The sequence below is a fragment of the Streptococcus sp. D2 genome (assembly GCF_006385825.1).
GTDB lineage: Bacteria > Bacillota > Bacilli > Lactobacillales > Streptococcaceae > Streptococcus > Streptococcus shenyangsis.
Genome location: NZ_VFSI01000006.1, coordinates 66,319 through 79,914, shown reverse-complemented (window position 1 = coordinate 79,914; position 13,596 = coordinate 66,319). Strand labels below are relative to the sequence as shown.

At 39.6% G+C, this 13,596-nt stretch carries 12 protein-coding genes; 7 read left to right on the top strand and 5 right to left on the bottom strand.

All coding sequences use genetic code 11. The features are described from left to right. Nucleotides 1–2 precede the first annotated feature (2 nt). On the top strand, nt 3–1,730 hold the full coding sequence (gene ezrA / locus FJR73_RS05020) for a septation ring formation regulator EzrA (protein WP_060805840.1): 1,728 nt from the start codon (nt 3–5) through the stop codon (nt 1,728–1,730). 403 nt (nt 1,731–2,133) lie between these two features. Here the strand turns inward: ezrA and FJR73_RS05010 are convergent, their stop codons facing one another. From FJR73_RS05010 to FJR73_RS04995, 4 genes are all read right to left on the bottom strand, one after another. Then, nucleotides 2,134–2,433: a DUF1827 family protein gene (locus tag FJR73_RS05010; protein WP_000767198.1), complete on the bottom strand. Its 300-nt coding sequence runs from the start codon at nt 2,431–2,433 to the stop codon at nt 2,134–2,136. A 58-nt stretch (nt 2,434–2,491) separates the two neighbouring features. After that, nucleotides 2,492–2,944: an NUDIX hydrolase gene (locus FJR73_RS05005; protein WP_140833692.1), complete on the bottom strand. Its 453-nt coding sequence runs from the start codon at nt 2,942–2,944 to the stop codon at nt 2,492–2,494. Nucleotides 2,945–3,074: 130 nt separating this feature from the next. Continuing rightward, on the bottom strand, nt 3,075–5,333 hold the full coding sequence (locus FJR73_RS05000; protein ID WP_140833690.1) for an ATP-dependent Clp protease ATP-binding subunit: 2,259 nt from the start codon (nt 5,331–5,333) through the stop codon (nt 3,075–3,077). Nucleotides 5,334–5,562: 229 nt separating this feature from the next. Beyond that, the gene (locus FJR73_RS04995; RefSeq protein ID WP_000443570.1) at nt 5,563–5,793 is read right to left on the bottom strand and encodes a DUF1797 family protein; all 231 of its coding nucleotides are present in this window, start codon (nt 5,791–5,793) and stop codon (nt 5,563–5,565) included. A gap of 190 nt (nt 5,794–5,983) precedes the next feature. Between FJR73_RS04995 and FJR73_RS04990 the strand changes: the two genes are divergently transcribed. From FJR73_RS04990 to FJR73_RS04975, 4 genes are all read left to right on the top strand, one after another. Further along, nucleotides 5,984–6,667 carry an amino acid ABC transporter permease gene (locus FJR73_RS04990; protein WP_001011642.1) on the top strand — a complete coding sequence of 228 codons (684 nt, stop codon included), beginning with the start codon at nt 5,984–5,986 and terminating at the stop codon, nt 6,665–6,667. Further along, a complete protein-coding gene (locus FJR73_RS04985; protein ID WP_140833687.1) occupies nt 6,667–7,401 on the top strand; it encodes an amino acid ABC transporter ATP-binding protein in 735 nt (244 codons plus the stop codon). Before FJR73_RS04990 ends, FJR73_RS04985 begins: the two co-directional genes overlap by 1 nt. A 177-nt stretch (nt 7,402–7,578) precedes the next feature. After that, the gene (locus tag FJR73_RS04980) at nt 7,579–8,436 is read left to right on the top strand and encodes a bifunctional methylenetetrahydrofolate dehydrogenase/methenyltetrahydrofolate cyclohydrolase (RefSeq protein ID WP_181146605.1); all 858 of its coding nucleotides are present in this window, start codon (nt 7,579–7,581) and stop codon (nt 8,434–8,436) included. A gap of 131 nt (nt 8,437–8,567) precedes the next feature. Further along, a complete protein-coding gene (locus FJR73_RS04975) occupies nt 8,568–9,422 on the top strand; it encodes an NAD(P)H-hydrate dehydratase (RefSeq protein ID WP_140833683.1) in 855 nt (284 codons plus the stop codon). A gap of 278 nt (nt 9,423–9,700) precedes the next feature. Here the strand turns inward: FJR73_RS04975 and pbp3 are convergent, their stop codons facing one another. Continuing rightward, nucleotides 9,701–10,942 carry a D-alanyl-D-alanine carboxypeptidase PBP3 gene (gene pbp3 / locus FJR73_RS04970; RefSeq protein ID WP_140833681.1) on the bottom strand — a complete coding sequence of 414 codons (1,242 nt, stop codon included), beginning with the start codon at nt 10,940–10,942 and terminating at the stop codon, nt 9,701–9,703. Between the two features lie 102 nt (nt 10,943–11,044). Between pbp3 and FJR73_RS04965 the strand changes: the two genes are divergently transcribed. Both FJR73_RS04965 and tuf read left to right on the top strand, forming a co-directional pair. Continuing rightward, nucleotides 11,045–12,154: an AI-2E family transporter gene (locus FJR73_RS04965; protein WP_140833679.1), complete on the top strand. Its 1,110-nt coding sequence runs from the start codon at nt 11,045–11,047 to the stop codon at nt 12,152–12,154. Nucleotides 12,155–12,353: 199 nt separating this feature from the next. After that, the gene (gene tuf, locus FJR73_RS04960; protein WP_075567734.1) at nt 12,354–13,550 is read left to right on the top strand and encodes an elongation factor Tu; all 1,197 of its coding nucleotides are present in this window, start codon (nt 12,354–12,356) and stop codon (nt 13,548–13,550) included. Nucleotides 13,551–13,596: the final 46 nt, after the last annotated feature.

Sequence of the window (13,596 nt, the reverse complement as noted above, 5' to 3'; positions counted from 1 at the left end):
ATATGTCTGCTACACTAGTAATTTATTTAATAATTGCAGTTGCAGTTTTATTGGTCATTGCCTATGCTATCGCAATCTATGTAAGGAAGCGCAATGAAAGTAAATTAGCAATTTTAGAAGAGAAAAAAGAAGAGCTTTATAATCTTCCGGTTAATGATGAAGTTGAAGCTGTAAAAAATATGCACTTGATTGGACAAAGTCAGGTGACTTTCCGTGAATGGAATCAAAAATGGGTTGATTTATCTCTTAATTCTTTTGCCGATATCGAAAATAATCTTTTCGAGGCAGAAGGCTACAATAACTCATTCCGTTTTTTCAAAGCCAGTCATCAAATTGATCAAATTGAGAGCCAAATTACCTTGATTGAAGAAGATATTGCGGCAATTCGCAACGCCTTGGCAGATTTGGAGAAACAAGAGTCTAAAAATAGTGGACGTGTTCTTCATACCTTGGACTTGTTTGAAGAGTTGCAACACCGAGTTGCTGATCATTCTGAAGAATATGGACAAGGTTTGTCTGAAATCGAAAAACAATTGGAAAATATCCAATCAGAGTTTTCTCAGTTTGTAACTTTAAATTCGTCTGGTGACCCAGTAGAAGCTGCTGTGATTTTGGATAATGCTGAAAATCATATCTTGGCTTTGACACATATTGTTGATCGTATCCCAGCAATTGTAGCAACATTATCTAAAGACCTACCAGATCAACTAGAAGATTTAGAAGATGGCTACCGTAAGCTTTTAGATGCTAATTATCATTTTGCTGAAACGGATATTGAAGCGCGTTTCCAACTGCTTTATGAAGCTCTCAAGAAAAATCATGAGAATATTGCGAAACTAGAATTGGATAATGCAGAGTACGAAAATACTCAAATCCAAGAAGAGATTAATGCACTTTATGATATCTTTACAAGAGAAATTGCGGCACAGAAAGTAGTAGAAGGTTTAGTAGCAACACTTCCTACTTATCTGCAGCACATGAAGGAAAATAATGCTTTATTGATAGAAGACATTGAGCGTTTGAGTAAAAACTATTTACTTTCTGAGTCGGACGCAAGTCATGTTCGTCGTTTACAGTCCGAATTAGAAAGCTTTGAGACTGCTATTATTGAAGCGATTTCGGATCAGGATGAAGCAACTCAAGCATATTCAATTCTTGAAGAAAAACTTGAATCTCTGCAGGAAAATCTTAAAGAGATTGAAGATGAACAAATTGCAGTTAGTGAGCGTCTCGCACGAGTTGAGAAAGATGATATCAATGCACGTCAAAAAGCAAATGTATATGTTAATCGTCTCCATACAATCAAGAGATATATGGAAAAACGGAACCTACCTGGTATTCCACAAACTTTCTTGAAGTTATTCTTTACAGCAAGTAATAATACGGAAGATCTAATGGCTGAATTAGAGCAAAACTTAGTCAATATAGAATCAGTTAACCGTATTCTTGAAATTGCAACGAAGGATATGGAAGAGCTTGAGGCGGAAACTTATAATATTGTACAGTATGCAACCTTGACAGAGCAACTTTTACAATATTCTAACCGCTACCGCTCATTTGATGAACGTATTCAAGAAGCCTTTAATGAAGCTTTAGATATTTTTGAAAAAGAATTTGATTATCGCGCTTCATTTGACAAGATTTCTCAAGCATTGGAAGTGGCAGAGCCTGGTGTAACCAACCGCTTTGTTACTTCATATGAGAAAACACGTGAAACAATTCGTTTCTAAAATAATAAAAAGATTTGATTGTGTGAGAAGCAGAATCAAATCTTTTTTATAGTTTTGGGGAGATTTACTTCATTTTCTCCTGAGATTGAGTTTTTTCCCAGCCGATTTATCCACCACCTCAAAACAGTGTTTTATACTCTTCGAAAATCTTTTCAAACCACATCAGCTTCGCCTTGCCTTATATATGCCATTGCTTTCGTCAGTCTTATCTGCAGCTTCAAAGTTATGCTTTGAGCAACCTGTGGCTAGCTTTCTAGTTTGCTCTTTGATTTTTCATTGATTAGCAATAGACTTCAAAATTATAAAAACGCATAATAGCAGGTGTAGAAACTTTGCTACTATGCGTTTTATTATGGAAAGGCTTACTGGATTTTTTCTCGAATCGAGTTTTTACTTAACTTCTTTACTTGGTTGGAATCGAAATCCCAATTAATTTTTCTGAGTAGAGTGTTTTGATATTGGCCTCATCAATAGAGTCCTTATCAATTTTACGTTTCAAGAAAAACTCTTGGATGGCTTCGATTTCAGTTTCTCGAATAGCACGGTGTTTATTTGAGATGAGGATTTCATAGTGAAGCGGAGCTTGGGTAAAAATAACATCTGTATTTCCAGCAGAATAGACCTCAACAAGGGTTGCATCTGTACTCTCTAGCTGGCTTTTTACAAGTTGCGAGTGTGAGTTTGTCGTATTGATAAGCTTCATAATATTTCCTCCGATTTTCTAATTCTATTATAGCACTTTTTGAATAAAGTAGCTTGGTTTAGTCAATCTTATGCTGTTTTTTCCAAGACTGGATGGCCCATTTATGGCTACCACGTTTAAGATTTTCAATAGCCTCGTCGATAGGGAACCAGGCAATATGATTAAAGTCCTCTAGTGGTTTTTGAACTTCCTTGAAAGAAGTTGCTTCATAGAGGTAGGCAGGATTGTAGTAGTAGGTATCACGGTGACGAGAGTAGAAATATTCGTCAGCTTGTCCGTAATAGACACCAATTTCAGCTGTGAATCCAAGCTCTTCAATCAATTCACGTTTTAGGGCTTCCTGATGATCTTCCCCTGCTTCAATTTCGCCACCTGGTAAGAACCAAGCACCATTAGGCGCTTGAACAAGAACAATTTGTTTTTGTTCAGCGTCTGGAATAACCGCATATACACCGTAACGTGAAACATAGTCTGTATTCGATTTTTTTTCTCCGAAAGTTGGGTTTGCCATTGCATTTTCCTCATTATCTAGTATCGTTATTATTATCATAATGGACAAAGGTCGAGCTGTCAAGAAATTACAGTTATTTTAGTAAAAAAGAAGCAGAAACATTTCATTTTCTACTCCTTTTTTATAGAATTTATTTTTCTTTTTCAGAAGTTTTTACTTCAGCTTTTTTGGCAGATTTGATTTGAATCTTGCCCTTGCTGGTCATAACTGCCTTGAGGTCTTTTTCGCTTGGATTTTCAAGGTAGTAATCAGTGATTGCGTCCTCAATATAGTCTTGAATAGTACGACGAAGTGGGCGTGCCCCCATTTTTGGATCATAGCCGAGGTCAACCAACTTTTCCTTGACCTTGTCAGTTACATCTAAATGAATGTTGTTGCTAGAGAGGCGCTTGTTAACATCTGCTAGCATGAGCTCGACAATCTGAAGGAGGTTATCTTTGCTGAGAGCCTTAAATTCGATAATACCATCAAAACGGTTCATAAACTCTGGACTAAAGAAGTTGCCGAGTTCACCGAGAACAGAGTTGGTACGTCCTTCTCTAGCAGCTCCAAATCCAACGCTGGCTTCTGCCTTACCTGTACCTGCATTTGAGGTCATGATGATGATGGCATCCTTGAAGCTAACGGTACGTCCTTGCCCATCTGTCAAACGACCATCGTCCAAGACTTGAAGGAACATATGCATGACATCTGGATGGGCTTTCTCTACTTCGTCCAAGAGAATAAGAGAATATGGATTGCGGCGAACTTTTTCAGTTAATTGCCCAGCCTCATCGTAGCCGACATAACCTGGAGGGGCACCGACCAACTTAGCTACGCTGTGTTTTTCCATATATTCACTCATATCAAAGCGAATCATGCTGTCAGCAGAACCAAAGAGTTCGATAGCTAGTTGTTTGGAAAGTTCTGTCTTACCGACACCAGTTGGTCCGACGAAGAGGAAGTTTCCGATTGGGCGGTTAGGGGTCCCAAGTCCAACCCTATTACGGCGAATAGCCTTGGCAATCTTATCGACAGCATCATCTTGTCCAATAACATGAGACTTGAGGTCTTCGGCTAGATGGATGAGTTGAGATTGTTCTTTCTCTTTCAAATCCCCAACAGGGATGTTGGTTTTCTGCTCGATAATGTGCTCAATAGTTTTCTCGCTGATGATAGGTGTATCTTGGTCTGTGACCTTTTTCTTTTGCATTTCCTTATACTTGGCAATCTGGTCACGGAAGTAGGCAGCCTTTTCAAAATCTTCTTCTCGTGTAGCTTGAGATTTGAGATTTTCAGCCTCAATCAAACGCTGATCAATCACTTTAGGATCTACAAAATTCAAGGTCAAGTTCATCTTAGAACCTGCTTCATCTAGGAGGTCAATGGCCTTGTCAGGTAAGAAGCGATCTTGTATGTAGCGATTGGAAAGAGTTGCAGCTGCTTCAATTGCAGCATCGGTATATTGAACGTGGTGGTAGTCTTCGTATTTCTTTTGAATCCCTTTGAGGATAGTGATTGTTTCTTCCACTGTTGGTTCATCAACTTTGACAGGCTGCATACGACGCTCTAAGGCAGCATCCTTTTCAATGATACGGTATTCATTGAGGGTAGTGGCACCGACCAGTTGCAGTTCCCCACGAGCAAGGGCTGGCTTGAGGATATTTCCAGCATCCATATTGCCATCGCCTGCAGAACCTGCACCGACAATTTCATGGATTTCATCGATAAAGAGGATAATATCCTCACGTTTGCGAATTTCTTCCATGAGTTTTTGCATGCGTTCTTCAAATTGTCCACGGATACCTGTTCCTTGAACCAAGCTAACCACATCCAAGCGGATGACTTGCTTACCTTGGAGTTTATGTGGAACATCGCCATCGACAATTTTCTGAGCTAGACCTTCGACAACGGCCGTTTTTCCGACACCTGGTTCGCCAATAAGAACAGGATTATTCTTGGTTCTGCGATTGAGAATCTCGATGACACGAATAATTTCATCATCGCGTCCAATAACGGGGTCGATATCGCCACGACGGGCAATTTCAGTTACGTTGATACCAAATTCTTCCAGCAGGCCTTTTTCTTGGTTTGGTGGCGGAGTTTGAGCAGGTCCACGATTTTGGGAACCATAACTGCCGTTTCCACCGTAACCTCCACCTGATTGAGTTGGGGGAGTCGGAGGAGTATTGTTAGAAGGTCTAAAATTGTTTAGGTCATTGAAGAAATCACCAAATGGATCAAAGTCACGATTGTTCAGATCCGTCATACCTTTAAAGAGGCTATTATTAGGATCTGTCTTGATAATCTTATAGCAGTTTTGACAGAGGTCAATTTGTTTTTGCTTTCCATTGAGATTGGTATAAAGATGAATTGTTGAGTCGTTGATTTTACAGTTTTGACAAAGCATACCTCTACCTCATTTCTTTCTTTAGCCTGACCTATTTAAAGGTCAAAAATAGTCAAATTTCTATACTCTCATTATAACAGGATTGGGGTGTAAAGCAAGTAAAAAGATTGCAGCTTTGAGAAGTTGTTACAATGAAAATATTTGTGGATTTGGACTATAAAAAAATCCTATTTGTGAGACAAAAAGGATTTTGGTTAGACATGCAGGGGTAATCCCGACTAGTTTTAGATTAGTAAAGGAGTTCGTAAATCTCCATTGCAATCAAGTCAATGCTATCAAAAGTATAAGTTTCGCGAGCTTCTACATCACGAAGGGTAAAGATTGAGCCGTTTTCTTCGTCGTGGCTGTATGCAACTTCTGCAACAACAACTCCTTCGCGTTCAAAATTACGTTTTAAATTTCCGCCGTCTTTTGCCATTGCTTCAAGGCGGTTGATGATTCTAACCAAATGTGATTCCATTTTGATTCTCCTTCATTTCTTATCGTTACTATTTTACCATAAAGGAGGCCAACTTGCCTAGAAAAAACTAAGATTTCTCGCTAAATCTACTAGTTTTAAGTTTTTTTGAATAAATCAGATAAAAAGTTTGAATTTTAATTCAACCTATGTTATAATCATACAGTATTCTATTTTAGAAAGCAGTGTGACTATGAATTTTTCTTTTTTGCCTAAGTATTTACCTTATTTTAACTATGGGGCTGTCGTGACGGTTCTCATTTCTATCTGTGTTGTCTTTTTGGGAACTATTTTGGGTGTTGTCTTGGCTTTTGGGCAACGTTCAAAGTTTAAACCGCTTGTTTGGCTCGCCAACCTGTACGTTTGGATTTTCCGTGGGACACCGATGATGGTTCAGATTATGATTGCCTTTGCCCTTATGCACATCAATGCTCCGACTATTCAGGTTGGAATTTTAGGTGTTGATCTTTCTCGTCTGATTCCAGGGATTTTGATTATCTCTATGAACAGTGGTGCTTATGTTTCTGAGACTGTTCGTGCTGGGATTAATGCAGTTCCAAAAGGTCAGCTAGAAGCGGCTTATTCGCTAGGGATTCGTCCTAAAAATGCTATGAGATATGTGATTTTGCCACAAGCAATCAAAAATATCTTGCCAGCATTGGGGAACGAATTTATTACCATTATCAAGGATAGTTCCCTCTTATCAGCTATTGGGGTTATGGAGTTGTGGAATGGGGCTACAACAGTTTCTACAACAACCTATTTGCCTTTGACACCACTTTTATTTGCAGCCTTTTACTACTTGATTATGACCTCTATTTTGACCGTAGCCTTGAAAGCTTTTGAAAAACGTATGGGACAAGGAGATAAGAAATAATGACAGAAACCTTGATAAAAATTGAAAATTTACATAAATCCTTTGGAAAGAATGAAGTATTGAAAGGCGTCAACCTCGAAATTAAAAGAGGAGAGGTTGTCGTTATCATCGGTCCTTCAGGGAGCGGGAAATCTACCTTGCTTCGCTCTATGAATTTGTTGGAAGAAGCAAGCAAGGGGAAGGTTATCTTTGAGGGAGTCGATATTACGGACAAGAAGAATGACCTGTTTGCCATGCGTGAGAAGATGGGCATGGTTTTCCAACAATTCAATCTATTTCCTAATATGACTGTGATGGGAAATATCACCTTGTCACCTATCAAGACCAAAGGTGAGAGCAAGGCAGTGGCTGAGAAGAGGGCCAAAGAGCTTTTGGAAAAAGTTGGTTTGCCAGATAAGGCAGTTGCTTATCCACAGAGTTTGTCAGGTGGTCAGCAACAACGGATTGCCATCGCGCGTGGTTTAGCTATGGAACCAGATGTTTTACTCTTTGACGAGCCAACTTCAGCCCTGGACCCTGAGATGGTTGGAGAAGTTCTAGCTGTTATGCAAGACCTTGCCAAGTCAGGAATGACTATGGTTATCGTAACACATGAGATGGGATTTGCCCGTGAGGTGGCAGATCGTGTCATCTTTATGGCAGACGGTGTGGTTGTTGAAGACGGAACACCTGAGCAGATTTTTGAACAAACCCAAGAACAACGGACTAAAGATTTCTTGAGTAAGGTTTTATAAGTTAGCTTTGTGGAGTTGTTCGCAGTCAACTTTATATATAAAATATAGATTAGTGAAAAGCTCGACTAGAGCTTTTTCTTATAGTTTGAAACTATAGGATAGCCTAGGAAAGAAGTGTTAGAGGGTGTTGGCAGTTTTTGGTATAATGGAAGATATTTGAAAGAAAAGAGAAGTGATATGACACAGATTATTGATGGGAAGGATTTAGCAGCTAAATTACAAGGACAGTTGGCTGAAAAGACTGCAAAACTAAAAGAAGAAACAGGTCTAGTGCCTGGTTTGGTAGTGATTTTGGTTGGGGACAATCCAGCCAGCCAAGTCTACGTTCGCAACAAGGAGAGGTCAGCTCTTGCGGCTGGTTTCCGTAGCGAAGTAGTGCGAGTTCCAGAGACAATTAGTCAAGAGGAATTGTTAGACTTGATTGCTAAATACAATCAAGATCCAGCTTGGCATGGGATATTGGTCCAGTTGCCATTACCAAAACATATTGATGAAGAGGCAGTTTTGTTGGCCATTGACCCAGAAAAGGATGTGGATGGTTTCCATCCCTTAAACATGGGGCGTCTCTGGTCTGGTCATCCAGTCATGATTCCTGCGACACCTGCAGGAATTATGGAAATGTTTCATGAATATGGGATTGACTTGGAAGGTAAAAATGCTGTCGTCATCGGTCGTTCCAATATTGTTGGAAAACCCATGGCCCAGCTTCTGTTGGCCAAGAATGCGACAGTGACCTTGACTCACTCACGCACCCATAATCTTGCCAAGGTGGCTGCAAAAGCGGATATTCTTGTGGTCGCAATCGGTCGTGCCAAGTTTGTGACTGCTGACTTTATTAAACCTGGAGCAGTTGTTATTGACGTTGGGATGAACCGAGATGAAAATGGCAAGCTCTGTGGGGATGTGGATTATGAGGCAGTTGCCCCACTTGCTAGCCACATCACGCCAGTCCCTGGAGGTGTCGGTCCTATGACCATTACTATGCTGATGGAGCAAACTTATCAGGCAGCACTTCGGACATTGGATAGAAAATAAGAGAAACATTCGATTATTTTCTATAGCTATATATAAAATGGCAGAAATGAATATTAAATTTTAGATATAAGATTATAAAAGGAGGTTTGCCCCTCCTTTTTGTTGTATAATAAATGCGAGAGGAGAAAACGATGAAAGTGATTGATCAAACCTTACTAGAAAAAGTCATTATTGAACGTTCTCGTACCAGTCATAAAGGAGACTATGGCCGTCTTCTGTTGCTTGGTGGGACTTATCCTTATGGTGGTGCTGTCGTCATGGCTGCTTTGGCAGCTGTTAAAAGTGGAGCTGGTTTGGTGACTGTTGGAACAGATAGGGAAAATATTCCAGCTCTGCACAGCCATTTACCAGAGGCTATGGCCTTTTCTCTTCAAGACCAGCAGTTGTTAAAAGAGCAATTGGAGAAGGCAGAAGTTGTCTTGCTGGGGCCTGGTTTACGAGACGATGCTTTTGGAGAAAATCTAGTAAAACAAGTCTTTGTTAATTTAAGCCAAAATCAGATTTTGATTGTAGATGGTGGTGCCCTGACCATTCTTGCCAGAACAAGATTGTCATTTCCTTCCAGTCAGCTTATCCTAACTCCCCACCAAAAGGAGTGGGAAAAACTGTCTGGAATTACGATTGAAAAGCAAAAGGAAGATGCAACGGCTAGTGCCCTGACTTCCTTTCCTCAAGGAACAATTTTGGTGGAGAAAGGCCCAGCTACTCGTATTTGGGAAGTTGGCCAATCTGATTATTACCAGTTACAGGTTGGTGGTCCCTATCAGGCGACTGGGGGAATGGGAGATACTCTGGCTGGGATGATTGCAGGATTTGCAGGCCAGTTTAAACAAGCCAGTCTCTACGAGCGTGTGGCAGTAGCAACCCATCTTCATTCAGCAATAGCCCAAGAACTATCTCAAGAACATTATGTGGTCTTGCCGACGGAAATTAGTAATTGTCTTTCTAAAGTAATGAATAAAATATCTCAAAAGAGGATGGGCTAGAACTTATACTCAATGAAAATCAAAGAGCAAACTAGGAAGCTAGTCGCTGGTTGTTCAAAACACCGTTTTGAGGTTGTGGATAGAACTGACGAAGTCAGTAACATATATACGGCAAGGTGAAGCTGACGTAGTTTGAAGAGATTTTCGAAGAGTATTAATTTCAGGAGAAAACGAAGTAAATATTACCACAATAAAACGCATAATATCAAGGTTTTAATCCCTGATACTATGCGTTTTTGGTCTGTTTCTATTCTGAGCAAGCTTCTGCTCAGTATGTTTTATAATTTCTCGTTGATAAATCGGATAAACTGGTTCCACCAAACTTTTAAGAAGAAGGCTTTTTCAACTTTCTTTTCTGATACCATTTCGAAACTAGAACGTTCTGTGGTAATGTAACCTTGACCAATCAAGTCATTGTCTTCGTAAGTCAGATGACCAACCACTGTTCCAGCTTCAAGTGGTGCTGGGATTGCTTTAGAATCAGGTGTGAATTGAATAGATTGGGAAGATTGATTCCCGACACGTTCAATTAGATAGATATCCTCTGGGGCCACTGCAGTGACCGTATCTTCTTTTCCATCTTGTACAGGGGCTTTGCTATCTTGATAGGCATCTCCTTTTTGCACTATTTTACGAAGTGTGAATGTAGAAGAGATATAATCCATTAGTGAAGATGTAGCTGTGAAACGAGCGTAAGGATTATTGGATTGATGATCTGCATTCAAAACAACTGTGATAACCCTCATTCCTTTTTCGACAGTAGTACCAACAAAAGACTCTCCAGCTTTGTCTGTTGTTCCTGTTTTCAGTCCATCAAAACCACCACGGTAAGCAGGCATGCCTTCTAACATGTAGTTGGTCGAAGTGATTGTCATCCCAGCAAAAGTAGAAGAAGGTTTTTTTGTGATTTCTAAGACTTGTGGGTATTTTTTGATGAGGTTACGAGCAACGATAGCAACATCATAAGCGCTGAGCTTATTTTCATCATCTTTATTAGACCCTGGGTAAATATTATCTCCTAGAGTCTCGTTGTTCAGACCAGTTGTATTGACAACGGTGGCATCTTTGATTCCCCATTCCAAGAGTTTGGCCCGCATCATATCAACGAAGTCTTTCTCTGAGCCAGCAATTTTCTCAGCTAGGGCAATAGCGGCGCTGTTGGCACTAGATACCAGGGTTGCTTCAAGTAACTCTTCCACAGTATAATTACGGGCCTCCATAGGAACATTACTGGCCTCAGAATTTGTCGTTAATTGATAAGGATAGTCAGAAATATCTACAGGAGTGGATAGTGTAATACTTCCGTTTTCCAAGGCTTCATAGACTAGGTAAACAGTAATCAATTTTGTGATTGAAGCGATTTCCACTGGCTGAGTTGCATCTTTTTCATAAAGTATTTTTCCAGTATTTGCTTCAACAGCAATGGCATGTTTTGCAGCAACATTAAAATCTTGAGCAGCAACAGTAGATGCTGAGCCAATAAGGGATAGGCTTAGGAGAGTTAAAATGATTTTTTTCATAGTAAGTTTATTCTAACATAAAGAAAAAAATATTCCCAGTTTCATGATAGAAGAAAGAAGCTTTTTTGAAAGTATGGTAAAATAGATGAATGGAGGTACCTCATGTTTCGTAAGAATAAATTATTTTTTTGGACCAGTGAGATTTTATTATTAACAATCATCTTCTATTTATGGAGAGAGATGGGAGCGATTATTACCCCTTTTGTAAGCGTCGCAAACACCATCATGATTCCTTTTCTTCTAGGTGGTTTTTTATATTATTTGACTAATCCTATTGTAAATTTTTTACAAAAGTATTTCAAAATTAATCGTATCTTTGGTATTCTACTAACCTTGTGTGCCTTGGTTTGGGGGTTAGTTATTGGGGTAGTCTATCTCTTACCGATTTTGGTCAATCAGTTGACCAGCTTGATTGCGACTAGCCAGACTATCTACAGTCGTTTACAAGATTTGATTGTGGATTTATCTACTTATCCAGCCTTTCAAAATTTAGATATTCAAGCGACTATTCAGCAGTTAAACCTATCCTATGTAGATATTTTACAAAATATCCTAAATAGTGTTACCAATAGTGTCGGAAGTGTCCTATCAGCTCTCTTTAGTACCGTTTTGATTATTATTATGACCCCTGTATTTTTGGTTTATTTTTTGTTAGATGGTCACAAATTTTTACCGATGCTTGAGCGCACTGTTTTAAAGAGAGATAAGTTGCATATTGCAGGTCTGCTAAAAAATTTGAATGCGACAATTGCTCGATACATTAGTGGAGTCGCAATTGATGCGCTTATTATCGGCTGTTTGGCCTTTATCGGATATAGCGTTATCGGTTTAAAATATGCTTTAGTTTTTGCCATCTTTTCGGGATTGGCCAATCTCATTCCTTATGTAGGACCAAGTATCGGTTTGATTCCAATGATTGTCGCAAATGTCTTTACTGATCCTCATAGAATGCTGATTGCAGTTGTTTACATGCTGATCATTCAACAAGTGGATGGGAACATCCTTTACCCTCGAATCGTAGGTGGGGTGATGAAGGTTCATCCAATTACGATTTTGGTATTACTTTTGTTATCAAGTAATATTTATGGTGTCATTGGTATGATTGTCGCAGTACCAACCTATTCTATCTTAAAAGAAATTTCTAAGTTCTTATCTTGTTTGTATGAAAATCATAAAATAATGAAAGAACGAGAAATAGAATTAGCTAAGTAAAAGTCAGGAGCCCCCTGATTTTTCTTTTTATAGTGATAGGAGTAGAAGTGCTGATTATATTAGCTGATTAAGAATAATTCACAAAAACTTTGTAAAACACTTGCAATTTAGCTGAAATTTGATAAAATAGTAAGGAAAGTTAGACTGTATTGCCTACTGTCTATCTATAAAATATATTTTATTGGAGGCTTTTACTCAAATGGCAAAAGAAAAATACGATCGTAGTAAACCACACGTTAACATTGGTACTATCGGACACGTTGACCACGGTAAAACTACCCTAACTGCAGCTATCACAACTGTTTTGGCACGTCGCTTGCCTTCATCAGTTAACCAACCTAAAGACTATGCGTCTATCGATGCTGCTCCAGAAGAACGCGAACGCGGTATCACTATCAACACTGCGCACGTTGAGTACGAAACTGAAAAACGTCACTACGCTCACATCGACGCTCCAGGACACGCGGACTACGTTAAAAACATGATCACTGGTGCCGCTCAAATGGACGGAGCTATCCTTGTAGTAGCTTCAACTGACGGACCGATGCCACAAACTCGTGAGCACATCCTTCTTTCACGTCAGGTTGGTGTTAAACACCTTATTGTCTTCATGAACAAGATTGACTTGGTTGACGACGAAGAATTGCTTGAATTGGTTGAAATGGAAATCCGTGACCTCTTGTCAGAATACGACTTCCCAGGTGACGATCTTCCAGTTATCCAAGGTTCAGCTCTTAAAGCTCTTGAAGGTGACTCTAAATACGAAGACATCATCATGGAATTGATGAACACTGTTGATGAGTACATTCCAGAACCAGAACGCGATACTGACAAACCATTGCTTCTTCCAGTCGAGGACGTATTCTCAATCACTGGACGTGGTACAGTTGCTTCAGGACGTATCGACCGTGGTACTGTTCGTGTTAACGACGAAATCGAAATCGTTGGTATCAAAGAAGAAACTAAAAAAGCTGTTGTTACTGGTGTTGAAATGTTCCGTAAACAACTTGACGAAGGTCTTGCAGGAGACAACGTAGGTATCCTTCTTCGTGGTGTTCAACGTGACGAAATCGAACGTGGACAAGTTATTGCTAAACCAGGTTCAATCAACCCACACACTAAATTTAAAGGTGAAGTCTACATCCTTACTAAAGAAGAAGGTGGACGTCACACTCCATTCTTCAACAACTACCGTCCACAATTCTACTTCCGTACTACTGACGTTACAGGTTCAATCGAACTTCCAGCAGGTACTGAAATGGTAATGCCTGGTGATAACGTGACAATCGACGTTGAGTTGATCCACCCAATCGCCGTAGAACAAGGTACTACATTCTCTATCCGTGAGGGTGGACGTACTGTTGGTTCAGGTATGGTTACAGAAATCGAAGCTTAATTCGATTTAGTTCCCAGAAGAACAATTATTTAAGTCAGACACTAAA

Coding starts and splice junctions, on each gene's coding strand:
- FJR73_RS04985 (WP_140833687.1), top strand. CDS start 6,667: ATGACAGAAACCTTGATAAAAATTGAAAATTTACATAAATCCTTTGGA.
- FJR73_RS05005 (WP_140833692.1), bottom strand. CDS start 2,944: ATGGCAAACCCAACTTTCGGAGAAAAAAAATCGAATACAGACTATGTT.
- FJR73_RS05010 (WP_000767198.1), bottom strand. CDS start 2,433: ATGAAGCTTATCAATACGACAAACTCACACTCGCAACTTGTAAAAAGC.
- FJR73_RS04975 (WP_140833683.1), top strand. CDS start 8,568: ATGAAAGTGATTGATCAAACCTTACTAGAAAAAGTCATTATTGAACGT.
- FJR73_RS04995 (WP_000443570.1), bottom strand. CDS start 5,793: ATGGAATCACATTTGGTTAGAATCATCAACCGCCTTGAAGCAATGGCA.
- FJR73_RS04990 (WP_001011642.1), top strand. CDS start 5,984: ATGAATTTTTCTTTTTTGCCTAAGTATTTACCTTATTTTAACTATGGG.
- FJR73_RS04980 (WP_181146605.1), top strand. CDS start 7,579: ATGACACAGATTATTGATGGGAAGGATTTAGCAGCTAAATTACAAGGA.
- tuf (WP_075567734.1), top strand. CDS start 12,354: ATGGCAAAAGAAAAATACGATCGTAGTAAACCACACGTTAACATTGGT.
- ezrA (WP_060805840.1), top strand. CDS start 3: ATGTCTGCTACACTAGTAATTTATTTAATAATTGCAGTTGCAGTTTTA.
- FJR73_RS04965 (WP_140833679.1), top strand. CDS start 11,045: ATGTTTCGTAAGAATAAATTATTTTTTTGGACCAGTGAGATTTTATTA.
- pbp3 (WP_140833681.1), bottom strand. CDS start 10,942: ATGAAAAAAATCATTTTAACTCTCCTAAGCCTATCCCTTATTGGCTCA.
- FJR73_RS05000 (WP_140833690.1), bottom strand. CDS start 5,333: ATGCTTTGTCAAAACTGTAAAATCAACGACTCAACAATTCATCTTTAT.